Below are 20,996 nucleotides of genomic sequence, written 5' to 3' on the forward strand. Positions count from 1 at the left end.
CAGCACCGACGTCGAGAGCGGTTCCCGTCCTGAACGGGAGAATTCAAAGGAGTTGACAACCCTATGGAGCGAATCACCTACGCCCGCAGCGTGCATGGCGACGAGGAGATCGAGGCCGTGATCTCACTGCTGCGCGGCGGACACCAGGCACTTCGTATCGGTAAAAACGTGGACGAGCTGGAGCGCCGGGTCGCCGAGCTGTTCGGCAAGCGCCGTGGCCTGATGGTCAACTCCGGCTCGTCGGCACTCTACGTCGCGGTGGAGCTGCTGGACCTGCCCAAGGGGTCGGAGGTGATCACGTCTCCGTTGACCTTCTCCACCGACGTCGCGCCGATCGTACGCGCTGGCCTCGTGCCAGTCTTCGTCGACGTGGAGCCGGACACCTTCAACATCAACGTCTCCAAGATCGAAGAAATGATCACCGAGCGCACCCGCGCGATCCTGGTGCCGAACCTCGTCGGCAACGCGCCGGACTGGGACGTCATCCGCGACATCGCCGACCGGCACCACCTCAAGGTCATCGAGGACGCGTGTGACTCACTCGGCGCCACGCTGCGCGGCACCCCGACCGGCACCCGCTCGGACATCAGCGTCACCAGCTTCGCGATGGCGCACATCATCACCTGCGCGGGCAACGGAGGCATGGTTCTCGTCGACGACGAGGAACTGCGCGACCGTGCCCTGATGCTGCGCCGCTGGGGACGCCGCTCCGAGCCGAACCTGTACGGCTCGGGGGAGCGGCGTCGGGTGTTCCGCGAGGATCTCGACGGCGTTGCCTACGACAACGACTTCATCTTCGATGTGCTGCCGTGGAACTTCGAGCCGTCCGAGTTGGGCGCCGCCTTCGGCCTCAAGCAGCTCGACAAGCTCGACCAGAACTACAAGCGCCGCGCCGAAATCTTCGCCGCCTACACCGCCGCCTACGGCGCGTACCCGAAGCTGTTCCGCACCCCGAAGCCGCTGCCGGAGCTGCACACCGCCTGGTTGTGCTACCCGGTGATGATCCAGAAGGACGCCGGCTTCTCGCGCAGCGGCCTGCAGGAGGCGATCGAAGCCGACGGCATCGACACCCGTACCGTGTGGAGCGGCAACATCACCCGGCACCCGATGATGGCCGGCGTCGAGTTCCGGACCCCGCCGGACGGACTGCCGGTCGCCGACGAGGTCTTCGAGTACGGCATGTCGCTCGGCATGAGCCACGGCCTCAGTGAGGCCGAGGTCGAGCGGGTGACGGCGAGCATCCACAAGTTCGCGTCCAAGTACGTGTGAGCGGGGGTAGCGGGCCATGATCGGTAGAGCCGTTGTGCGGCGGCACCGCGGCTCCGGGTCGACCGCCGAGTCGTAGCCGGTCCGCGACCTGGGCCCGGGCGCCGCTGGAGCCCTCGGCGAACACACAGACAGGGCGCATAATGGACACGACCTTGCCGGTCTTGTTGTGATGGCTTCCTCTTCAGTCATCAACAGCCGGCAAGGCCGCGTCGTCTTCGCCCTCGGCGACCTACCCCGCGCCCGGTTAGGCGCAGAACCTCTGTCAACCCGCTTAGACGCCGAATGGTGCCGGGTAGATGATGGTGCCGCTCGGGACCGGGAGGGTGTTGTCGAACACGAGCGCCATCATCGCCTCATCGGGCACCTCAAAAGACGGGCGGATCCCATAGGCGGAGGCCCGGCTGAACCCGAACCGCGGGTAGTACTCGGGGTGGCCGAGCACGAGGACGAGGTTTTCGCCCATGGTACGAGCGACCTTCAGGCCAGCGCGGATCGCGGCAGAGCCCGCGCCCTGCTTCTGGTAACGGGACAGGACGGCGCAGGGGCCGAGTGCCAGGGCCGGGACGTCGCCGACGTGGCAGCGGGTGAACAGTGCGTATCCGGCGACGGTACCGTCGGCGCCTTCGGCCACGATGGACAGCTCGGGTAGCCATGCCGGGTCGGTGCGCAGCGCCTCGACGAGGTCGGCTTCCAGCGGTGTGGGGAAGGCGTCGAGGGTGACCTCGCGGATTGAGGTGATGTCCTGATCGGTTTCGGGTCGAGTGGTCCAGCTATAGAGCATATTGGATGTTCCTTCGGCGTTCTTTGAGATGGAGACGTAGGCGGTGCGGTGAGGTTCGGGCCGAGAACCGTCGTGTTCTGCGGCCGGCTGGCTCATGACCGTCCCTGCTGATCGCGGAAGGTGTAGGTCTCGCGCAGAGATCGGGTGATGGCCTTCCTGTGATCCTCGCGTTGGGCGCGTAGCCGTGCGTCGCTGCGAGAAGTTGCCCAGGCGTTCTCCCGCTGGAGCTTGCGGTAGCTGTCCAGACGACGCCTGCTCAGCTCGCCGGAGGCAATCGCGGCTTGGACGGCGCAGCCGGGTTCGGAGTTGTGGCCGCAGTCGCTGAACCGACACTCCGGCGCGAGCCGCTCGATGTCGGCGAAGACCTGTTGCAGGCCGTCGTCAGCGTCGAACAGGCCGATTCCGCGCAGGCCCGGGGTGTCGATGAGCACGCCGCCGTTTGGCAGCGGGACCATCTGACGGCGGACCGTCGTGTGGCGACCTTTGCCGTCTTGGGATCGCACGGCGCCGGTCGCCAGTACCTCGGTTCCCAGTAGTGCGTTGCCCAACGTCGATTTGCCGGCTCCGGACGGGCCGAGCAGTACCACCGTGCCGGTGAGCGTGGCCGTAAGCAGTTCCAGCCCATGACCAGTGGCGGCGCTGGTGGTGATGATCTCTACGCCGGGGGCCAGTCGGGTCAGCTCGGCCGTGGCCACGCTGGGGTCGGCTGACCGGTCGGCCTTGGTCAGCACGATTACCGGGAGCGCGCCGCTCTCCCAGGCCAGGGCCAGCAGCCGTTCGATGCGCCCGGGGTTCAACGGAACCTCGGCAGAGACGACCAGAGCGGCCGTGTCGATGTTGGCGGCTAGGGCCTGACCATGCGAGGAGCGTGAGGCCGAGGAGCGGACGATGACACTGCGACGTGGCAGCAGAGCGGTCAGCTCGGGCTCGTGGCCCGAGCGCAGAGCGGCCCAGTCGCCGGTACACGGAGCCGAGACCGGGTCCGATGCGCCCACCAGCGAGGTGCCGGCCCGTGTCGGGCCGGTCTCGGTGATGACGTCACACCTGCCGCGATCGACGCCGATGATGCGTGCGGGGATGAAGCCTGCGGCGCGATGCGATGTGAAGGACCGTTCGAGCTCTGTGTCCCAGCCGTAGGCGAAAAGGCCGCCGGAGGGAGACGATCTAGGGGAAAAAGAATCGGAAGACAGCAACGTGAAACCCTTGTGAAAAGGGGCCCTCGGAAGCTCTGCGTTGCGTCCGCGCATTCGGCGCGGATGTTGCGGAGGGATTCAGCCGAGGGGCCGGGACGTGAGGATGGACCGGACGCTGCAGGCAGCAGCCGTCACCACGGCGGTCATCAACCTCACCTCCCTTAAGAGTTCCTGTTGCCACCCTAGACATGGACGGCGGCTATTTTAGCACACTTCAGCGACCATGCCAGGGACCTCCGCTTCTGCTGCGATGTCGACCGGTCCGAATTCGCCATGGTCGGTGACGTCCGCAAGGACCACGTTGTCCTCGCACAGGTGCCGTGTTGAATTGACGCACCTTCCCCACAACGTCTGCCTGATTAGTTGTATCTCCTCACGACGTTGCTACCGTGGAGGCATGAGCACCTTCACCCTGGACGAACTTCTGGCGCTCGAACATGCCGGTTGGCGCTCCCTCTGTGAGTCGAAAGGCGGCACTTTCTACGGGGAATTGATGACCCCCGAGGCGGTGTTTATCCTGGTCAACGGCACAGCGATGACCCGCGATGAAATTGCTGGCTCACTCGACGGTGCGCCAGCGTGGGACGCCTACGAAATCACCGACGCGCGCATGGTCGAGGTCGGACAGGACACCGCCGCTATCGTCTATCGCGCCTCGTCATCGCGCGCCGACCTTGACGAGCCTTTCGTCGCTATCATGTCGAGCGTCTACCGTCGCACCGACGGTGGTCCCCGACTCGCGCTGTATCAGCAGACCACCATCACTCACTGACCTCCAGGCCGCTCAGCGCACTCACCGTGCCATTCCGTAGACCTGCCTCGGATGAGCAACCACACGCTGGAGGCACCGTGGGTCGAGTGCGCGTCACGGTTCGCCGACACTCACCGTGCGTTACCGAACCGCGAGGGGCATGTGGTATTCGGATCTGCCGATGTGCAGATACCCCACGCCGTTCCAGCGCCGACTGCGATACAGCTTCGCGGCCCGGCAGCACTCGTGAACACCGGAGGTCGGGTATGCCCATGGGTGGCGGCGGTCGGCGGAGACTCGGTTACGGCGTCTCTTCCGCGGCGTTGTCGGTTAGTGGAACCGATGGCATGCCCGGGAGCCGCCGGTCATAGTGTTCGATCTCCAGCTCTGCCTTGCGCACCTCCAGCGCGGTCTGCCTGTTCTGCTCCTCGGCCAGCTTCGCCTTCGCCTGCTCCAACTTGACCTTTTCCTGGGCCATCGCCAATTTGAACCTGTGCCGGCGGGACTGGAGGTGCTGTACGAAGCCCGCGGTACTGCCGCCGAAGAGGAACAGGAATATGACGATGTACCAGAACACGTCGTTGAACTTCACAGCGCCTCCGTAGGCCGGGCGACTTTCCTGGGCGAGTTGACGGAACCGCGACGCGGCAAGGCCACCATACGGGCATGCGTCAAGTTCGATGGACCGAGGAAGTCATTCGAGCCTTCGTCGGCTTCCTGGAGGACGATCCCACGATCGCGCTTCGGTTCCCATGGCGCCCGTGCACCGTTTGAGTGGTGTGCCGGAGGACTGCAGGCTCACTGATCTGCCGCGATGGGAGTGTTTCGTGAAGCCCGGATGCCGGCAGGTGATCCTGCTTCAGGATCGAGATGACGCGCGCTCATGCCGTCGATCGTGTGCGGCGTCTGCTAGAGCTGGCGGAACCTGCGGATCACCGGCATCGCGAGCAGGGCGCCGTTGGCCAGGACCTGCCAGCCGACGCCGATCGCCAGTACCGTCTCGATCGAGGTGGCCTCGGCGACCGGTCCGCTCGCGGCGAGGCCGAGCGGGCCGAGGGAGAACGCCCCGAGCGCGACGTAGGAACGGATCCGCGACAGCGCGTCCGCCGGGACCCGCTGCTGGACCGCGGTGGAGAAGACGGCGCTGAATGTGGTGCTGCCGAAGCCGGCCAGGAACGCCGCGACCACCACCGCGGCGAGCTGTGCCCGCAACGCCAGCGCCGCGGACGGTGCGGCCCAGGCGATCGTGACCGCGGTGGCGAGCACCAGCGGCCGGGACGGGCGTCGGCCGAGCATCGCCGCGCCGCCGACGCCGTACACCGCCATGACGATGCCCGAGGCACCACCGCCGCCGTAGTGCGACTGCATCTGCACCGGGCCCAGGACCAGGAACGGCGCCCAGACGAGCAGGTTGAACATCGCGAACTGCAGCGTGATCGCCCACAGCCAGCGCTGCGAGCGGAACAACGTCCACCCCTGCCGTAGCTGGCGCAACATCGACGGCCGGCGCTCGCCGGAGGTGTCCTGCAGATGCTTGTCCTGTACCCGCAGCAGCACCGTGGTGACGCTGACGCCGTAGCCGGCGGCGCAAACCAGCAGCGCGGAGACCGGACCGGCGACCGCGACGAGCACACCGGCGATGGCGGGGCCGCCCACCGCCGCCGCGGAGCGCAGCAGCCCGAGCAGCGCGTTGGCGTCGTGCAGTTGCTCGGTGGTGGCCAGCTCGGGCACGAGGCCTTCGAAGGCCGGCTCGAACAGCGCCTCGCTGAAGCCGACGAACGCGCACAGCGCCAGCACCGCCGCCAACGGCGCCTGGTCGAACAGGAAGCACGCGGCCAGACCGAACTGCCCGAGTAGCCGCAGCGAGTCGGCCACGGCCAGCACGTAGCGGCGCGGGAACCGGTCGCCGATCACGCCGCCGCCGAGCAGGAACAGCGTCAGCGGCAGGATCCGGGCGGCCAGCACGAGGCTCAGGTCCGACAGCGAGCCGCCACGCGACAGCACCGCGAAGGTGAGCGCGACGGCCGCCATGTTGGCGCCGAGCAAGGAGGACGCGAACCCCGCCGCGAAGATCCGGAAGTTTCGCTGCTGCAGCAGGACCAGACTGTTGCGATCGAATCCGACCAGACGTACGACGAGAACGCTCCTTCCAGGACACGGAATGCGCCGCGCACATCGGCTAGAAGAGTGCGTCGATCTTGGCTTGTCGCGAGGGTGCACGACCGGCGGTCGAGGGTCTCGTAGCCCACGCCGCAGCGATCGCGTTGTGTTCCGGCGGTGATCGGATGTAGCGCAACCGTTCAGCACGGCGGGCACCGTTTCGGAATAGGCACCAGTTATGTTCCGAAAGGATCCGCTGTTTCGGAAAGGTCCAGGCCGGTCCGTGCTGGTCGGCGCGAGTCCGTACCAGCTCGCCGGGCGGGCTCGAGAGGGCTTGCCGGGACGGTAGGCTGTCGGCCCTTCTGCCGGTCAGCGGTGGCTGACAACGTTGACCACCTTGCCGTCCGGATCGCGGACGAAGAAGCGCCGGACGCCCCACTGCTCGTCGGTAATCTCATGCACGATCTCTGCGCCCGTCGCGCGTACCGCCTCGTAGACGGCATCGACGTCGTCGACCTCCACGCTGAGGTCCGGGTTTACAGAGGCCGCCGCATCTTTGGTGATGAGGATGACCTGGGCGGTGGGATTGGACGGTGAGACCAGGTTGACCACCCAGCCCAGGTTCATTTCCTCGCGGAAACCCAAAAGCTGGTAGAAGCCGCTGCTCGCGACCGGGTCGGCGGTTGTGATATCTGGCACGGCACGGCGAATCGTCATGCCGGATTTTGACATGCGAAGACTGGCTTGTACGGGTAGAGGCCCTGCCCACCAGCCGCCAGGGCGGACGCTGCGGAGCGTTCAAGCCATACCTGCTGCGGCATCCGGATCTGCCGCCGACCGCGAGCGCAAGGTCGACGAACTCCGTCGCGCCGCGTGACGAACGGCCGGCACCGTCAGGTGAAGAGAGATTTCAGCGCGCAGGCGGTACGGCCTCAACTCGGGCGGCGATCGCGACACCGAGAACAAGCCTGCCCATGATCGATCAAGGCCGCGAAGCTGAGCCGTGCGGTCATCCGTCAACCCCGGTATTGCGCAACGGGATGGTGCCGCACAGTCGTGCGGGTCGCGTCCGGTCGCTTGTGGTCGCCACTGGATCGGGCGGCGCGTTCCGGGCCGGGCGACTCCATGATCATGGGAATGATCTGGCTACCCCGACAGCCAGATCATTCCCATGATCATGAAGGTTGAGCGGCATGACGGCGGATTGCGCGAAGTTCTCGCCCCGATCTCCCAGCCGAGGCAGCCAGCCCCGGTAAGTACCGAAATGAAAACCGTTACCATCAGGCCGGGATGTGGTCGCGGGTGCGCCGATGTCCGCGGCGTCTTGTCCGTGGACTTGACATTGTCACTGTGACAGGCTTTTGACTGGGGTATCGGAGGTGGTGCCCCATGAGCTCGGCACATGGGCATGTGCAGCACACGCGGCTGCTCGAGGCATTATCGGGTGAGAACTCGTCGACGCGGCTGCAGGCGGCCCTGGCCATCGGTACGCATCCCGAGCCCGGTTCGGTCGACGTGCTCGTGGCGCGGTGCGCGATCGAGCCGAACTTCTTCGTGCGCGACATGCTCACGTGGGCGCTGACCCGTCTTCCGCCGGAGATCACGGTTCCGAAGCTGCGCGCGGAGCTACGGTCCGGATGCGCACAGGCTCGTAGCCAGGCGTTGCATACCCTGTCAAAGATCGGGGACAGCAGCGTGTGGCCCGCGATCACGCGGTCACTGCTGCACGACGCCGACGACGATGTTGCGCGCAGTGCGTGGCGCGCTGCCGTCGTTCTCGTGCCTGACGGGGACAAGGAGGCGCTGGCTACTGAACTGGCCGCGCAGTTTGGTCGCGGTGACCGAGAGATGCGGCTGAGTTTGAGCCGTGCCCTCGTCGCGCTCGGCGACGTGGTCGAGCCGATCCTGCGGACTGCGATGAGCCATCACGACCCGGCGGTACGCGCGCATGCAGGCGCGACGGCACGGCTGCGGCGCGACCCGGACGCCGGGTTCGACCTCGCCGTCGATGCGGCGAGGCGGGTCGTCGCGCTCGGTCTGGATTCGGAGGAAACCACTTCGTGCTGATCGGTGAGGTGGCACGCCGCTCGGGGGTGAGCGCCCGGATGCTCAGGCACTACCACGCCCTCGGGCTGGTACGGCCGACCGGTCGCACCGTGGGCGGCTACCGGGAGTACACCCCCGAAGACATCCGACGGATCCTGTACGTGGAGGGTCTGCGGTCGCTGGGACTGTCGCTGCGTCAGATCGCACGCACGCTCGACGATCCCGGATTCACCCCATCCGCACTGATCGGCGACCTCATCGAAGAGAGCGAGGCAAGGCTGAAGCGGGAGCATGAGCTCCTCGAACGGCTGCGAACGGTCGATGCGGCCGAGCCCGCCGGTTGGCCCGACGTCGCGCGCATCGTCGAGCTCCTGCACGGGCTGGGTTCGCAGAATGCCGCGCGGCGACAGCAGGCCGTCCTGGCCCCGGCCGAGCACGCATCGGTACCCGTCGAGGTGCTGGCCAGGGCGGTTCTCACCGAATCCGATCCGAACGTTGCCGGGGCCCTGCGGTGGGCCCTTGTGCGTGCCGGCGGTGACGGTGTGGCGAGCGTGGCATCCGGCATGGCCTCCGACGACGCCGACGTCCGGCGCCGCGCGGTCCTGGCGCTCGCTGAACTGCCCGGCGACGAGGCGACCGCGGTGCTCATGGACGCGCTCGGGGACGCGGACATGACGGTCCGCAGTCATGCCGCTCTCGCACTGGGCGTGCGGGGCGTGACCCGAGCCGTGCCGACGCTCCTCGGGATGGTGGTCGAGGGCGCGAACGACGTCGAAGCGGCCGAGCTGCTGGGAACGTTTGCGCGGGACGCAGCGTGGGCGGACCGGATCATGAGTGCGCTGGTCGATGCACTCGCCGCGCACACTGCGGACTCGTCGGTACGGATGCGACTCACCCAGGCACTCGCGGAGATGCCGGGAACCATCGCGCTGAACGTCCTGCGGCAACTGGCCCACGACGACGATCGGCCAGTGGCCCTCATCGCTGCGGCCCTCGTGGGCGTGCTCGAAGAACGGCCGAACGACGAAACCAAGACGCCGCAGACTAGTAAACGTCGAATCGGTCCACCGCGTCCCCACGCAGAGCGGCCCGCCGATCCGGACCCGACATGAATGCTGGGGAGAGCAGACGCGTTGCGGTGCCCCGCGACCGCCGGCCCGACCGCCGCGCCGAAATGGATCTGTCGGAGTGCGGGTAGAAGCGGTACCTCTTCTGCCGCGCACGGTCGTCCACGCGGCGTGACCGCGCTGGAACCGGCGCAGGCCCGCAAACTCAAGGACGCGCTGAGCGAACCCCACGGCATGCGGCGCGGCGTGCCAGGAGCGGGCTCAGCTACTCGGCGGACTCTCGTTTCCCGGCATACGAGCATTACCGGTGGGTAAAGCCGGGCGCATGTTGAAGCGAGCGGTATGGCAGGGCCTGGTCTCAGGTCTGGCCGGCGCGGCGGTGATGACCGTGGCGGAGAAGGTCGAGCAGCGGCTCACCGGGCGGCCGGACTCGTACGTGCCGGCGCGGGTGCTGGCCCGTTTGACAGGTCTGCCGGAACGGAACAAGTACCAGCGGTCGCTGAACCTGGCGATGCACTACGGACAGGGCGTATTCGTGGGCGTGCTCCGCAGCGTCATGGCACAGGCCGGGTTGCGGGGACCCGTCGCGTCGGGCATGTTCACGGTGGCACGCCTGACCAACGACCAGATTCTGGAGAACGCCACCGGGGTGGGTGCCCCGCCACAGACCTGGCCGCGCCGTGAACTCGCTGCTGATGTCCTCCACAAGACCATCTACGGGTTCGTCACCGGTGCTGTCGCCGATGCCCTCGCCGCTCGCGACGGTATGGGCCCAGGGCAACGCCACGCCGCGCTGTGCGGCGGCCGGCGCTTCGGCGTCGGCCCGCCGCGCCGCTCACGCGCGTCGGGCGGGCCTCCTACGCTCCCGTAGGCGGGATGTCGCCGCGCCATGCGCCGGTGGCGTCGCCGCGCTGCTCGATGAACTCCTTGAAGCGCCTGGTGTCGGCCTTCACCTGCCGCTCGTCGATGCCGAGGGTGTCGCCGGCCTTCTCGGCGATGCCCGATGGCTCCCAGCCCATCTCGACGGTAACGCGGGTGTCCTGCTCTCCGAGGGGTTGAAAGCTGACCGCACCGGCGTGCTTGCTTTCGCCGCCGGTGCTCCTCCACGCGATCCGCTGGTCCGGGTGCTGTTCGGTGATTTCGGCGTCGAACTCTCGGCGTACACCGCCGATCCTGGTCACCCAGTGCGTGTGCCGGTCGTCGAGCTGCCTGACCTCCTCGACACCGCCCATGAACTGCGGGAACGACTCGAACTGCGTCTACTGGTTGTACGCTGTGTGCACCGGCACGTGGACGTCGATGGACTCTGTGACCGTACTCATCACAACCTCCCTACGGTAGTCCTCGCCAAACGTGCCCAGTAACGGCCGCGTGTAACGTCTCATCCTCCGGTACCACTCGCCACGCAGCATCCTGATCGGCACCAGGCCATCGGGATTTCAACGTCCGCGAGCATGCTGCTGCTCATCGCCGCCCGGGTGCTAATCGCCGCCGGTGCGGCGATTGTGGCGAAGACGTCGAGGCATGGCGGCACGGTCGAATGAGCAGCCGCTCACCCTAGGGGCGTCCGGCCGCCAGGACCGGCTGGCTACCGGGATGTGCGCGATGCGACGGCACGCCCCATCCGCATCGTTCCGAGGCCGCACGCCGTGATCAGCACTCCGGTGATGACGTTGGTGGCCACGGTGCCGCCGGCGACGTCGCTACCCTGGATGACCCAGGGTGCCACGATGGTCCACAGTCCCAGGAGCACCGGTGCCCACGACAGGCCGTGCGTGCGGCCGTACACGGTCGCGTAGCTCGCTGCGAGCAGCGCGACGACGATCCCGATGATCAGGTTGTTGATGGCCAGGTCGCGCTCGGCGGATCGAAACCCGACGACCCATGGTGAGACCGCGAGGAATACTCCGGACAGGAACATCAACCCATCGACCGACTGTGACGTCGGCGTCTCGGCGGCCTGATCGTACCGGGCTCGCAGGGCGGCAACGTCGGGTCGTTCCTGGATTGCCGTTCGGGCTCCGCCGACACCGCCTCGTTGCGAGCTGCCATGTGCGGTGAAGCCTTCGGCGTCTGGGCGAGTCATCACATACTCCCTCACTCCGGGTATGGAGCACTAGCCGATCTGGCGCCGAACAAACCTGAAGTGCGGGCGCGGTTACGTCGGTGACGAAGCGGCCCGTCCGTCAAGGCCATGACGAAGTGAATCGCGGGGTTGTCCGGGGTTCTGATCTCGACGAGAAGGTCGGTTTCCGCCGCATGCCCTGGTGACCTTGCCGTGTTCCGGGTCGCCGGTGCCGGCCGCAACGCCGCCTGGCAACGTCGGTCGTGTGCCAGGCTGTGGGTGGCCGCGATGAGTTCTGGCCGCTCGTGCCGTCAATGGTGGCGTCGGCAACCGTCGACGGAACACGGACAAGGAGCCACGAGTGGGCATGATCTACGCATCGATGTTCCTGACGCTTGATGGGGTCATGGAAGCGCCGCAGGTATGGCACCCGGCGTATGCCAGCGAGGAGAGCATCACCATGCTCGCAGAGCAGATGGCCGGCGCCACAGCCATGCTGCTCGGTCGCCAGACCTATGAGGATTTCGCCGGGTACTGGCCACGCCAGCCGAGCGAGGTCCCGCTCGCCGACGCGACCAACAACATCCAGAAGTATGTACTGTCCAGGACCCTGTCGGAGGCGGGATGGAACAAGACCACCGTGCTGGACGGAGATCTCGTCGAGGTGGTGCGCACGTTGAAGGAACAGGAGCACAGCGTCCTGGTGCCGGGCAGTGCCCAGTTGGTCCGGGGGTTGCTGCACGAACACCTCCTCGATGAGCTGCGGATCACGCTCGACCCGATCGTGGTTGGGTCCGGTCGCAGGCTGTTCCCAGGGGGATCACCGACGACGCGGCTGGAGTTGCGGGACTGCCGCCCTCTCCCGCATGGGGTGATCTACCTGGTGTACCGGCCGGTGAGGGCTACGGGTCCGCAGGGAAGCCCGTCGTGACGCGGCCCAGCGCCAGCACCGGCCCGGACGCGGTCGAGGAAGCGGATCTGGTCCGTGCGGCCCGCCGCGGCGAGGACGCGGCCTTCGCGCAGTTGGTGGCACGCTACCGGCCTGATCTGCGGCTGCACTGCTACCGCATGCTCGGCTCGCTTGAGGAGTCCGAGGACATGGCCCAGGAAACGCTGCTTCGCGCCTGGCAGGCCATCGGCCAGTACGAGGCCCGCGCCAGCATGCGCACCTGGCTGCACCGCATCGCCACGAACGCATGCCTCGATCTTCTGGCGCGCCAACAGCGGCGGCGCCGACTGCTCATGGCCGCGCCCGCCGACGACACCGACGTGCCCGCCCCGGTCGCGGTGTCATGGTTGCAGCCCTATCCTGACAGCCTCCTCGACGAGGCTGCCGACACCGCTGCCGAGCCGGCCGCGGCAGCCGTGACCCGCGAGACGATCGAACTGGCGCTCATCGCCGCCCTCCAGTTCCTCCCGGAGGCTCAACGCGCCGCGTTGATCCTGCGCGACGTGCTCGGCTGGCCAGCCGCAGAGTGCGCGCAACTGCTCGGCCTGTCGGTGCCCGCGGTCAACAGCGCACTCCAGCGCGCCCGTACGACCCTGCGGGGCCGGCTCGGCACCGACCGGGGCCAGTGGCGCCGCAACACCAACGTCACCGCGCAGGAGGCCACACTGCTGAACCGCTACATGCGCGCGATCGAGGCCGCGGACGACCAAGCCCTCGCGACGCTGCTCGCACCGACCGCTCGGGTCAGCCACCAGCCGGGCGCCGGCGGCCACTACGGAACAGAACCCACCTGGTACGCCGGACGCGCGACTATCCTCGAACGGTGGGCGCCGGCGTTGCACGGCACGCACTCCATCCGCATGCGGATGCTGGCAACCAGAGCCAACCGGCAACCCGCCGCAGCCACCTACATCCACATCCCCGGCGAACCTGCCTACCGGGCCTTCTCTCTCTCCGTCGTCACCATCCACCAGGGCTTGCTCACCGACCTCGCACAATTCGGCCCCGAACTCTTCCCCGCCTTCCGACTCCCCGACAGCCTGCCCCTCCACGCCAGTCCACCACCGATCAACGGCAGCTAACGATCTGACGATGAACGCGCGTGACGTTCCTAGTCCGAGGCCAGCGCGGCGGGTCGATACTGGTTGCCGCGCAGCGGCCGGATGGGCCGACCCGCTGTCGTTGAGCCCGCCGTTCAGGTCCGTTCAGGTCCGTTCGAGGAGTTCGCGGACCTCACGCTCGGTGCTGGCCGTTGCGCCGGCCTCGTACGCCTCGACAACCCTGGGGTCGACGTACGAGGCCCGGGCGACCGTTGGCGTGTTGCCCAGCAGTTCGGCCACCTCACGCATGGCCTGTGCCACCGCCCTGCGGCGCCCGGCTCCGGTCGACCGCGTGCCGGCGTCGTCGAGGGCTTCGGCGGCCTTGACGGTGCCGTGCCAGGTCCGAAAGTCCTTCGCCGTCATGGACTCGCCGCTGATCTCGCGCAGGTACTCGTTGATCTCGGCGGCCACGACCTCATGCCAGCGGCGTGCGTGCGGGTCCCAGTAGGCGAAGAGCCGGTCCTCGCCGTGGCGGCGCCGACGCAGGTCCCGCAGAACCACGCAGATCTCGCCGTCGTCGACCGTTGTGGCGTGCTCCACGCCGGACTTGCCGGTGAATTCCAGCACCACGCAGCCGCGGCGACTGCGCACATGGTCGGGGCGCAGCGTCGACAGTCCGTAGGAAGGGTCCTCGTCGCGGTCGGCCGATGAGGCACCGCCGACCCGGAACACGCCGCGGTCGAGCAGCCCGACGACGGCGGCGAGTACTCGGTCGTGTCCCAGCCCGTGCCCGTGGGTGAGATCGCGCCGCAGCCGGTCCCGCAGATCCGGAAGCCGCTCGGCGACGTCGAGGACATGGTCGAATTTCGCGCGGTCGCGATGCTCACGCCACTGCGGGTGGTACAGGTACTGCGTACGCCCGGCGGCATCCACGCCGGTGGCCTGGATGTGGCCCCGATCGTCCGGGCTGATCCAGACGTCCCGCCACGCGGGCGGGATAACCAGGCCCTTGATCCGCTCGACGGCGCCGGGATCGTCGAGCCGCCGACCGTCGGTGCCCAGGTAGACGAAGCTTCGGCCGGATCGGCGCCGGCCGAAGCCAGGACGGTCCGGACGGCTGCGTCGAAGTCGCATGGCGTGGCGATACCCGTCGATCTCAACGTCAAACCGAAATCCGGTACGGACGGTCCCAGCGCCGACGACGACAAGATCCCGACACGTCAGCGCGGTGGACGAGCGCAGCCGGCGTCCTCGGGAAGCTGCGCTCCGGGCCGCGCCGGCGGTGCTCGCGCCCACCGCCCGCACCCGTATCGGTGCCGACGCCGGATCCGGATGCCCACGCTTGGCGGCGCATACAACGTTGGCGATGGCGCGCACCGGTCGTGAGCCACGACAACCGCGCCTTCGCGGCGATCGGTGACCACGGCATGTCCAGCCGCGCCCTCAACGTCGCCGCTCGTGGCCGTCGGGCTCGCGCAGCCTCACATCCGCGATCTCAACACGTCGAACTCGCAGCCTGGCAAGGACGGGTCGAAGCCGTGCTCGACCAGCCAGCGGACCGCCACCAGACTGCGCCACGACCACCATCCGCGGATCACGTCGAGATCGACATCGGTGCCGTAGCCGGCGACCACGTCGTCAAGGTGCTCCTCGTGTCCGAGCGTCAAGACGGCGAGGTCGTACAGGGCATCGCCCTGGGCGGCCTCGGACCAGTCGATCACGCCGGTAATCTTGTCATCGTCGACGCCCCGGGAGATGACGATCTCGCGGTCGGCCGCCGCGGACCGCGCCGGCGCTCCTCGTCCCGTCACGCTCATCAGCTACTCCTCCCGCCTTGCCTGCTTCAGGTCCTGCACGTATGCGTCCAGCCGGTCGAAGCTCTCGTTCCAGAACCGCTCGAACCCGCCGGTCCACTCGTGGACCGGCCGCAGCCCACGGGCGTCAAGGCCGTACAGGCGCTGCTTGCCTGCCCTGCGGTCCCGCACCAGCCCGACCTCCCGGAGCACCCGCAGGTGTTTGGACGCCCCTGGCTGGGTCATCCCCAACTCCCGGGCCAACTCGGTCACCGGACGCTCACCCGCCCGCAGCAGCGCCAGGATCTCCCGGCGCTGCGGCTCGGCGATCGCGTTGAAGACGTCCGACGTCGTCGCTGCTCGTGCCATGATCGCCATCATATTCCCATATCAGCACGTGTCAAGCCGACAGGAATCGAGCGGGTCTTGCCGGATGACGATCGCAACGCCGGGCGGATGGCCCGCGGCACAAGATCAAGGAGCGGCCGGCCTGCGGTGACCACGACACCGGAGTGGCCGATCAGGTCCCGCAGCGACAGGTTCACGTGCTCGCCGAACCGCCGTGCACCCACGTCGTCCGAGCAGCGTCCGCACGGCCTCCGGCAGTGATGGGACGAGTGTACCGGGTGTGCGTTACGCTCGTAACATGGATGAGCACGACGTCGAGCCGGAGCCCGCCAGGGAGGCGTTTGTGCTGGTGAGCGTCTCAACCGCGGGTGGATCACCGGGGTTGCGGATGGCGGTGTGGCGCAAGCTGCGCTCGTTGGGCGCGTTGTATCTGCAGCAGTCGGTGTGCCTGCTACCGGACCGGGAGCTGGTGCGTCGGGAGGTGCGCCGGCTGCTGGCGCGGGTCCGTTCCGACGGCGGCACCGGCCGGGCGCTTCGCGTCGCCCTCCCGGATCCGGCCGAGTACGCCGAGGTGGTGGCCGAGTTCAACGCGGCCCGTGACGAGGAGTACGCCGAGGTGCTGCAACGGGCCCCGGCCTTGCTCGAGGAGATCGCCACCGAGACCGAACGCGGCCGGGCCACGTACGCCGAGGTCGAGGAGTCCGAGGCCGACCTGGACCGGTTCCGCACCTGGCTGTCCAAGATCGAAGCTCGGGACTACTTCGATGCTCCGGGCCGGACGGCGGCACAAGCGGCGGTCACGCGATGCGCCACGGCACTCGCCGAGTTCGAGAACGCCGCACTGCGCGCCGAAGCCGGCGAGAGCGTCACCGCCACCACCAACGCCGCTACGAACGCCGGCACTGACACCCCGTCACGACCGGCTCCGGCTGATCACCGGCCACAGCACCACACCTGACCGCCGCACCGCCGTGGTGCACGGCCGCTGGAGACAGGAGCCATGACCGACGCGCCGATCGCCATCACGAGCGCATCCACGGGATCCGCGGGATTCACGGGATCGCTGACCGATCAGCCACTGGCCTGGCACGCCGTCACCGTGCCGGACGTACTGACCGCGCTGGACAGCACACCCGACGGGCTGGCCGAACCGCAGCGCGCCGCACGGCTGGCCGGCTGCGGGCCGAACACGGTGACCAGCCGCAAGCCGAAGCGGTGGCTGCCGGAGCTGGCCGAGTCGTTCACCGAGCCGCTGCAACTGCTGCTCATCGCGGTCGCGGTGCTCTCGGCCCTGTTCGGTGAACTGTCCGACGCCGTCGCGATCGCGGTCGTCATCGCCGCGGTCGCCGTGCTGGAGACCGCCACCGAGATGCGCACCGCCCGCGCCATCGACGCGCTCAGGACGATGAGCGCTCCCACCGCCCGCCTCACCGCCGGCCGGCCGGTCCCCGCGGCCGACCTCGTCCCCGGCGACGTCATCCAGATCGCTGCGGGCGATCTCGTGCCGGCCGACGCGCGGCTGCTCGCCGCGCGGGGACTGCGGGTGGACGAGTCCACCCGCACCGGCGAAGCCCACCCGGTCGGCAAAGACCCGCGCCCGGTCCCCGCAGACACGGCGTTGGCCGACCGGGCCAGCATCCTGTACGCGGGCACCGCCGTGCAGGCCGGCGAAGGCACCGCCGTGGTCGTGGCCACCAGCGCCCGCACCGAACTGGGCAGGCTCGGCAAGCTGGTCGCCGATGCCAAGGAACCCCCGACCCCGCTGCAGCGCACCCTGGCCCAGCTCGCCCGCGCCGTGCTCGTGCTGGCCATCGCCGCGAGCATCCTCGTCCCGGTCGTCGGGTTGCTGGCCGGGCAGCCGCTGCAAGACATGATCCTGTCCGGGCTCACCGTCGCGTTCGCCACCGTGCCCGAGGAACTGCCGATCCTCGTCGTCGTCCTGCTCGCCGTGGGTGGCCGGCAACTGGCCCGCCACGGCGCCCTGCTGCGCCGGCTGCGGGCCGGGGAAACGCTCGGTGCGGTCACCGTCGTCGTCACCGACAAGACCGGCACCCTGACCGAGCACCAGCTCCGCCTCGGCGACATCCACGGCGAGCGGCGCCACGTGCTCACCGTCGCGCTGGCCACCCAACCGCGGCCCGGCGCCGCCCGCGATCCGATGGAGACCCAGCTCGCCGGCGCCGCACATCGGCTCGGCCTGCCCGACCCGGCCGAAGACCTCGTCGCGTTCCCGTTCGACCCGCACCGCAAGCTCGTCTCCCGCGCACACCCCAACCCGAACATCGGTCCGCAGCCCAACCGTGATGCGGGCGGGGTGTGGCTGGCGGTCGCCGGTGCGCCCGAAGCCATCCTGGGCCGCTGCCGGCTCGACCCGGCCCAGCGGGCGAAGCTCGACGCGCACGTCCATGACCTGGCCCGGCAGGGTCTGCGGGTCATCGCGTTCGCCGAACGTGTGTTGCCGGGCATTCCCCAGAACCGCGACGCCGCCGAAACCGACCTCACCTACGTCGGGCTGGCCACCTTCACAGACCCGCTACGCCCCGGTGTCGCCGAAGCTGTCGCCGCACTCACCACCGCCGGCGTGGCCACCATCGTCGTCACCGGCGACCACCCCGACACCGCCGCCGCCATCGCCGCCCAAGCCGGTCTCACCGCCGGACGCTCCATCCCCCGTGGCGGCGACCTCACCGAGCTCCCCGACGCCGACCTGCAACCCCTGCTCACCCACGGCGCCGTCGTCGCGCGAGCCACGCCGGCCACGAAACACCGCGTCGTCACCGCTCTGCAGCAGCGCGGCGAGATCGTCGCGGTCACCGGCGACGGCGCCAACGACGCCCCCGCTCTCGCCGCCGCCGACGTCGGGATCGCCCTCGGCGCCCGCGGCGCGGACCTGGCCCGCGCCGCCGCCGACCTCGTCCTCACCGACGACGCCTACCCCACGGTCGTCACCGCGATCGCCAAGGGTCGCAACATCAGCGCTCAGCTCCGCCGCGCGGTCGCCTTCTATCTGGGCGCGAAGCTCGCCCTCGTCATCGTCCTGCTCGCCGCCCTCACCTGCGGGCTGCCGGTCCCGTTCGACCCGGTCCACATCGTGCTGCTGGAGGTCTTCATGGACCTCGGCGCCTCCGTGGCGTTCATCGCCGAACCCGCCGCTCCTGCGGCGATGCGCCAGCCGCCCCGTCCACCCGGCGCTCGGTTCCTCGACCGGCCCGAGCTCGCCGCCCTCGCCGCTGTCGCGGCCACCCTCACCGTCGCCACCCTGCCCGGCTATCTCTTGCTCGCCCATACCCACCTCGGCGCGGCACGGGCCGCGGCCATCCTCGGCTGGCTCGCCGGACACGCCGCGATCGCCTGGACGCTGCGCACCCGCCCCGGCCTGTCCTGGCGCGCCAACCCCGCCTTCCCCGCCTGGGCGGCCATCGCGACGCTCACGGGATTCATCGTCGCCCTTACCCCGGCCGGCCGGCTCATCCATCTCAGTGCCCCGTCCGCGGCGGCGCTCGCAGGCGTCGGCGCCGCCGTCCTCACCGCGATCGTCGCCGCCACGATCACGCGCCGGCTACTGCGCTTCACCGCCCGACTATGAACTGACACCCGCACGGCAGCGCTCGTGTCAGGTACAGAGTCATCGGCAGGCGAGCATGCGTAAGCGTGGACTCACCGTCGAAGCTCGGCCACCTTGCCCAGCCGCTCGAGCTTCTGCGGGTTGCGGATCGCGTAGATCCGGGTGATCCGGCCGTCCTCGATGACGAACGACACGGCCGTGTCGTTCTCGCCGCCGGGGTCGATGCGCGCCGCGATGCCGCCGTTGAGATCGACGATGAAAGCGCTGGCGCCGGGCGCGACCTCGGCGAAGCGGGCCATCACCGGGGCGAGCTTCGCGGCCCCGCGGACCGGCTTCGGGATGGTCGGGGCCAGGCCGCCGCCGTCGCCCACGACGAGCACGTCGGGCGCCAGCACCGCGAGCAGTCCGGGCACGTCGCCGGTGGTCAGCGCGGCGAGGAACCGCTCGACCACCTGCTCCTGCTCGGTGCGGCTCACCGACATCCGCGGCCGGCGCGCCGCCACGTGCTTGCGGGCCCGCGTCGCGATCTGGCGCACCGCCGCCGGCGACTTGTCCAGCGCCTCGGCGATCTCGTCGTACGGCACATCGAAGACCTCACGGAGCACGAAGACCGCGCGCTCCGCCGGTAGCAGCGTCTCGAGTACCGCCAGCATGGCGATCGACACGCTCTCCGCCAGCTCGACGTCCTCGGCGACGTCCGGGCTCGTCAGCAGGGGCTCGGGCAGCCACTCGCCCACGTACTCCTCGCGCTGCCGCGCGAGCGTGCGCAGCCGGTTGAGGCACAGGCGGGTCACGATCCGCACGAGGTACGCCCGGGGGTCCCGGACCTCGCAGCGCTCGGCGTCGACCAAGCCTGCCCACCGCAGCCAGGTCTCCTGCACCACGTCCTCGGCGTCGGCGACCGAGCCGAGCATCTCGTAGGCGACGGTGAACAGCAGGCTGCGATGGGCGACGAAGGGGTCCTCGCTCATGACGCGGACGCTACTCCCGGTCGCTGGGCCAGCGGCTTCAAGCCACACGCGGCGGCGAAGCCGTCGGACTCGATGCCGAGCGCCACATTGCCACGCGTGCTCATGTTCGCGAATGCGATCACCGAGGTGAGCTCGACCACGGCGGGAGGTCCCAGCTCGGCGTTCAGCCGGTCCACCAGCTCGTCGGTCACGGTCGGCGGTGTCTGGCTCATCGCCTCGGCGTACTCCAGGACATCCCGCTCCAGCGGAGTGAAGACGTCCGCCTCCCGCCACCGCGGGATCTCGCGCGCCTTCTCCACGTCGAGCCCCTTGTTGCGGGTCTCGAAGTAGTTGAAGTCAAGGCACCACGTGCAGCCGACCAGCGACGCGACCGCCATGTGGGCGAACGACTTCAGGTTTTCGTCGCAGGCGTCCCACTTCTGCAGCTTGCCGCCGAGGCCGAAGCTGGCGAACAGCACCTTGGGGTTGTGCCAGTAGACGCCCATAGCCGTCGGCACCTTGCCCAGCTTCTTCTCGATCATCCGCTTGATCAGCGCTCCCTTGACGCCGGTGATCTCGGCCGGGGGGATGCGGGTCGTGTGCTCCATGTCTCCTCCTGTGTCGGTGGCTTGTGCCGACGGGTCGGTAGGTCGTCACCCATGGAGACACCGGCCGGGCCGCGGATGTGACATCGAGCGGGAGAAACGCCGAGCATGTCGCCGGCAACGGGTGGGTTCGCGATGACCAGCGTTCCCGCGGTCAGCGACGCCGGTACGCGCGCCGGCCCGACCGAGTCAGCTACTGGCGCGGATTGCGGTCGAACAGGTGTTTTGAACGTATCTCGTGAAAATCGGCCGATCGACTCACCTACCGAAACTCGATGGCCCTGTCGATCCGGCCTGTGCGAAGATCGGCAACCGGGTCGCTAGCTCAATTGGTTAGAGCATTCGGCTGAGTAGCGCGTCCGCTCTCCGCCCGTGCGGTTATGGCAGCGCTTCCTTCTTCTTGTTGGACCGAAGGGTTCGGGGTTCGAATCCCCGGCGACCCACTGTGCCGTGGCTGCGAGCCGGCGTCGGCCC

Annotated in this window: 19 protein-coding genes, 1 tRNA gene and 2 pseudogenes; 10 read left to right on the forward strand and 12 right to left on the reverse strand. The window is 68.8% G+C overall.

What is annotated here, in order from left to right; translation table 11 throughout:
• Positions 1–63: 63 nt before the first annotated feature.
• On the forward strand, positions 64–1,269 hold the full coding sequence (locus tag Drose_RS36660; RefSeq protein WP_260725782.1) for a DegT/DnrJ/EryC1/StrS family aminotransferase: 1,206 nt from the start codon (positions 64–66) through the stop codon (positions 1,267–1,269).
• 271 nt (positions 1,270–1,540) lie between these two features.
• Here the strand turns inward: Drose_RS36660 and Drose_RS36665 are convergent, their stop codons facing one another.
• Together Drose_RS36665 and rsgA are read right to left on the reverse strand one after the other, a co-directional pair.
• Complete coding sequence (locus Drose_RS36665; protein ID WP_260725783.1) at positions 1,541–2,146, reverse strand: GNAT family N-acetyltransferase; 606 nt, start codon at positions 2,144–2,146, stop codon at positions 1,541–1,543.
• Positions 2,143–3,243, reverse strand: coding sequence for a ribosome small subunit-dependent GTPase A (gene rsgA, locus Drose_RS36670; protein ID WP_260725784.1), 1,101 nt, complete (start codon positions 3,241–3,243; stop codon positions 2,143–2,145). Before rsgA ends, Drose_RS36665 begins: the two co-directional genes overlap by 4 nt.
• A 397-nt stretch (positions 3,244–3,640) precedes the next feature.
• Between rsgA and Drose_RS36675 the strand changes: the two genes are divergently transcribed.
• Entirely contained in the window at positions 3,641–4,015 is a 375-nt protein-coding gene (locus tag Drose_RS36675) for a nuclear transport factor 2 family protein (protein ID WP_260725785.1), read from the forward strand.
• A gap of 280 nt (positions 4,016–4,295) precedes the next feature.
• Here the strand turns inward: Drose_RS36675 and Drose_RS36680 are convergent, their stop codons facing one another.
• From Drose_RS36680 to Drose_RS36690, 3 genes are all read right to left on the reverse strand, one after another.
• On the reverse strand, positions 4,296–4,586 hold the full coding sequence (locus tag Drose_RS36680) for a hypothetical protein (protein WP_260725786.1): 291 nt from the start codon (positions 4,584–4,586) through the stop codon (positions 4,296–4,298).
• A gap of 317 nt (positions 4,587–4,903) precedes the next feature.
• Positions 4,904–6,310, reverse strand: coding sequence for an MFS transporter (locus Drose_RS36685; RefSeq protein ID WP_313899974.1), 1,407 nt, complete (start codon positions 6,308–6,310; stop codon positions 4,904–4,906).
• A 153-nt stretch (positions 6,311–6,463) separates the two neighbouring features.
• Positions 6,464–6,811 carry a VOC family protein gene (locus Drose_RS36690; protein ID WP_260725788.1) on the reverse strand — a complete coding sequence of 116 codons (348 nt, stop codon included), beginning with the start codon at positions 6,809–6,811 and terminating at the stop codon, positions 6,464–6,466.
• Positions 6,812–7,483: 672 nt separating this feature from the next.
• On the opposite strand from Drose_RS36690, the gene Drose_RS36695 reads away from it, so the two are divergent.
• The 3 genes and pseudogenes from Drose_RS36695 to Drose_RS36705 all read left to right on the forward strand — a co-directional run bounded on the left by Drose_RS36695 (position 7,484) and on the right by Drose_RS36705 (position 10,078).
• Positions 7,484–8,161 carry a HEAT repeat domain-containing protein gene (locus Drose_RS36695; RefSeq protein ID WP_260725789.1) on the forward strand — a complete coding sequence of 226 codons (678 nt, stop codon included), beginning with the start codon at positions 7,484–7,486 and terminating at the stop codon, positions 8,159–8,161.
• Positions 8,155–9,138 (forward strand): annotated as a pseudogene (locus Drose_RS36700) (HEAT repeat domain-containing protein); the annotation flags it as partial. The gene Drose_RS36695 and the pseudogene Drose_RS36700, both read left to right, overlap by 7 nt.
• A gap of 394 nt (positions 9,139–9,532) precedes the next feature.
• A complete protein-coding gene (locus Drose_RS36705; RefSeq protein WP_260725790.1) occupies positions 9,533–10,078 on the forward strand; it encodes a hypothetical protein in 546 nt (181 codons plus the stop codon).
• Here Drose_RS36705 and Drose_RS36710 read toward each other — a convergent pair.
• Both Drose_RS36710 and Drose_RS36715 read right to left on the reverse strand, forming a co-directional pair.
• Positions 10,065–10,529: pseudogene (locus tag Drose_RS36710) on the reverse strand (SRPBCC family protein). The gene Drose_RS36705 and the pseudogene Drose_RS36710 sit on opposite strands and share 14 nt — an antisense overlap.
• 266 nt (positions 10,530–10,795) lie before the next feature.
• Positions 10,796–11,293 carry an SPW repeat protein gene (locus tag Drose_RS36715; RefSeq protein ID WP_260725791.1) on the reverse strand — a complete coding sequence of 166 codons (498 nt, stop codon included), beginning with the start codon at positions 11,291–11,293 and terminating at the stop codon, positions 10,796–10,798.
• A 346-nt stretch (positions 11,294–11,639) separates the two neighbouring features.
• On the opposite strand from Drose_RS36715, the gene Drose_RS36720 reads away from it, so the two are divergent.
• Both Drose_RS36720 and Drose_RS36725 read left to right on the forward strand, forming a co-directional pair.
• On the forward strand, positions 11,640–12,203 hold the full coding sequence (locus tag Drose_RS36720) for a dihydrofolate reductase family protein (RefSeq protein WP_260729943.1): 564 nt from the start codon (positions 11,640–11,642) through the stop codon (positions 12,201–12,203).
• Positions 12,200–13,303 carry an RNA polymerase subunit sigma-70 gene (locus tag Drose_RS36725; RefSeq protein ID WP_260725792.1) on the forward strand — a complete coding sequence of 368 codons (1,104 nt, stop codon included), beginning with the start codon at positions 12,200–12,202 and terminating at the stop codon, positions 13,301–13,303. Before Drose_RS36720 ends, Drose_RS36725 begins: the two co-directional genes overlap by 4 nt.
• A gap of 123 nt (positions 13,304–13,426) precedes the next feature.
• Here the strand turns inward: Drose_RS36725 and Drose_RS36730 are convergent, their stop codons facing one another.
• The 3 genes from Drose_RS36730 to Drose_RS36740 form a co-directional block, all read right to left on the reverse strand.
• Positions 13,427–14,395, reverse strand: coding sequence for a DNA topoisomerase IB (locus Drose_RS36730; protein ID WP_260725793.1), 969 nt, complete (start codon positions 14,393–14,395; stop codon positions 13,427–13,429).
• 347 nt (positions 14,396–14,742) lie between these two features.
• Entirely contained in the window at positions 14,743–15,078 is a 336-nt protein-coding gene (locus Drose_RS36735) for an aminoglycoside phosphotransferase family protein (RefSeq protein ID WP_260725794.1), read from the reverse strand.
• Between the two features lie 3 nt (positions 15,079–15,081).
• On the reverse strand, positions 15,082–15,423 hold the full coding sequence (locus tag Drose_RS36740) for an ArsR/SmtB family transcription factor (protein ID WP_260725795.1): 342 nt from the start codon (positions 15,421–15,423) through the stop codon (positions 15,082–15,084).
• 277 nt (positions 15,424–15,700) lie between these two features.
• Here Drose_RS36740 and Drose_RS36745 point away from each other — a divergent pair, with 277 nt between their 5' ends.
• The gene (locus Drose_RS36745) at positions 15,701–16,360 is read left to right on the forward strand and encodes a Chromate resistance protein ChrB (RefSeq protein ID WP_260725796.1); all 660 of its coding nucleotides are present in this window, start codon (positions 15,701–15,703) and stop codon (positions 16,358–16,360) included.
• A 42-nt stretch (positions 16,361–16,402) separates the two neighbouring features.
• Positions 16,403–18,988, forward strand: a complete 2,586-nt coding sequence (locus tag Drose_RS36750) for a cation-translocating P-type ATPase (protein WP_260725797.1) — start codon at positions 16,403–16,405, stop codon at positions 18,986–18,988.
• Between the two features lie 71 nt (positions 18,989–19,059).
• On the opposite strand, the gene Drose_RS36755 is transcribed toward Drose_RS36750, so the two are convergent.
• Both Drose_RS36755 and Drose_RS36760 read right to left on the reverse strand, forming a co-directional pair.
• Positions 19,060–19,938 carry an RNA polymerase sigma-70 factor gene (locus Drose_RS36755; RefSeq protein ID WP_260725798.1) on the reverse strand — a complete coding sequence of 293 codons (879 nt, stop codon included), beginning with the start codon at positions 19,936–19,938 and terminating at the stop codon, positions 19,060–19,062.
• The gene (locus Drose_RS36760; RefSeq protein WP_260725799.1) at positions 19,935–20,525 is read right to left on the reverse strand and encodes a carboxymuconolactone decarboxylase family protein; all 591 of its coding nucleotides are present in this window, start codon (positions 20,523–20,525) and stop codon (positions 19,935–19,937) included. Before Drose_RS36760 ends, Drose_RS36755 begins: the two co-directional genes overlap by 4 nt.
• A 311-nt stretch (positions 20,526–20,836) precedes the next feature.
• On the opposite strand from Drose_RS36760, the gene Drose_RS36765 reads away from it, so the two are divergent.
• Positions 20,837–20,965, forward strand: a tRNA-OTHER gene (locus tag Drose_RS36765).
• Positions 20,966–20,996: the final 31 nt, after the last annotated feature.

The sequence above is a fragment of the Dactylosporangium roseum genome (assembly GCF_025264685.1).
GTDB lineage: Bacteria > Actinomycetota > Actinomycetes > Mycobacteriales > Micromonosporaceae > Dactylosporangium > Dactylosporangium roseum.

Bases quoted from the DNA above. Each gene is read 5' to 3' on its own strand.
- Drose_RS36695 (WP_260725789.1), top strand. From the start codon at position 7,484: ATGAGCTCGGCACATGGGCATGTGCAGCACACGCGGCTGCTCGAGGCA.
- Drose_RS36730 (WP_260725793.1), bottom strand. From the start codon at position 14,395: ATGCGACTTCGACGCAGCCGTCCGGACCGTCCTGGCTTCGGCCGGCGC.
- Drose_RS36715 (WP_260725791.1), bottom strand. From the start codon at position 11,293: ATGACTCGCCCAGACGCCGAAGGCTTCACCGCACATGGCAGCTCGCAA.
- Drose_RS36745 (WP_260725796.1), top strand. From the start codon at position 15,701: ATGGATGAGCACGACGTCGAGCCGGAGCCCGCCAGGGAGGCGTTTGTG.
- Drose_RS36735 (WP_260725794.1), bottom strand. From the start codon at position 15,078: ATGAGCGTGACGGGACGAGGAGCGCCGGCGCGGTCCGCGGCGGCCGAC.
- Drose_RS36660 (WP_260725782.1), top strand. From the start codon at position 64: ATGGAGCGAATCACCTACGCCCGCAGCGTGCATGGCGACGAGGAGATC.
- Drose_RS36690 (WP_260725788.1), bottom strand. From the start codon at position 6,811: ATGACGATTCGCCGTGCCGTGCCAGATATCACAACCGCCGACCCGGTC.
- Drose_RS36755 (WP_260725798.1), bottom strand. From the start codon at position 19,938: ATGAGCGAGGACCCCTTCGTCGCCCATCGCAGCCTGCTGTTCACCGTC.
- Drose_RS36740 (WP_260725795.1), bottom strand. From the start codon at position 15,423: ATGGCACGAGCAGCGACGACGTCGGACGTCTTCAACGCGATCGCCGAG.
- Drose_RS36665 (WP_260725783.1), bottom strand. From the start codon at position 2,146: ATGAGCCAGCCGGCCGCAGAACACGACGGTTCTCGGCCCGAACCTCAC.
- Drose_RS36675 (WP_260725785.1), top strand. From the start codon at position 3,641: ATGAGCACCTTCACCCTGGACGAACTTCTGGCGCTCGAACATGCCGGT.
- Drose_RS36705 (WP_260725790.1), top strand. From the start codon at position 9,533: ATGTTGAAGCGAGCGGTATGGCAGGGCCTGGTCTCAGGTCTGGCCGGC.
- Drose_RS36720 (WP_260729943.1), top strand. From the start codon at position 11,640: ATGATCTACGCATCGATGTTCCTGACGCTTGATGGGGTCATGGAAGCG.
- Drose_RS36750 (WP_260725797.1), top strand. From the start codon at position 16,403: ATGACCGACGCGCCGATCGCCATCACGAGCGCATCCACGGGATCCGCG.
- Drose_RS36760 (WP_260725799.1), bottom strand. From the start codon at position 20,525: ATGGAGCACACGACCCGCATCCCCCCGGCCGAGATCACCGGCGTCAAG.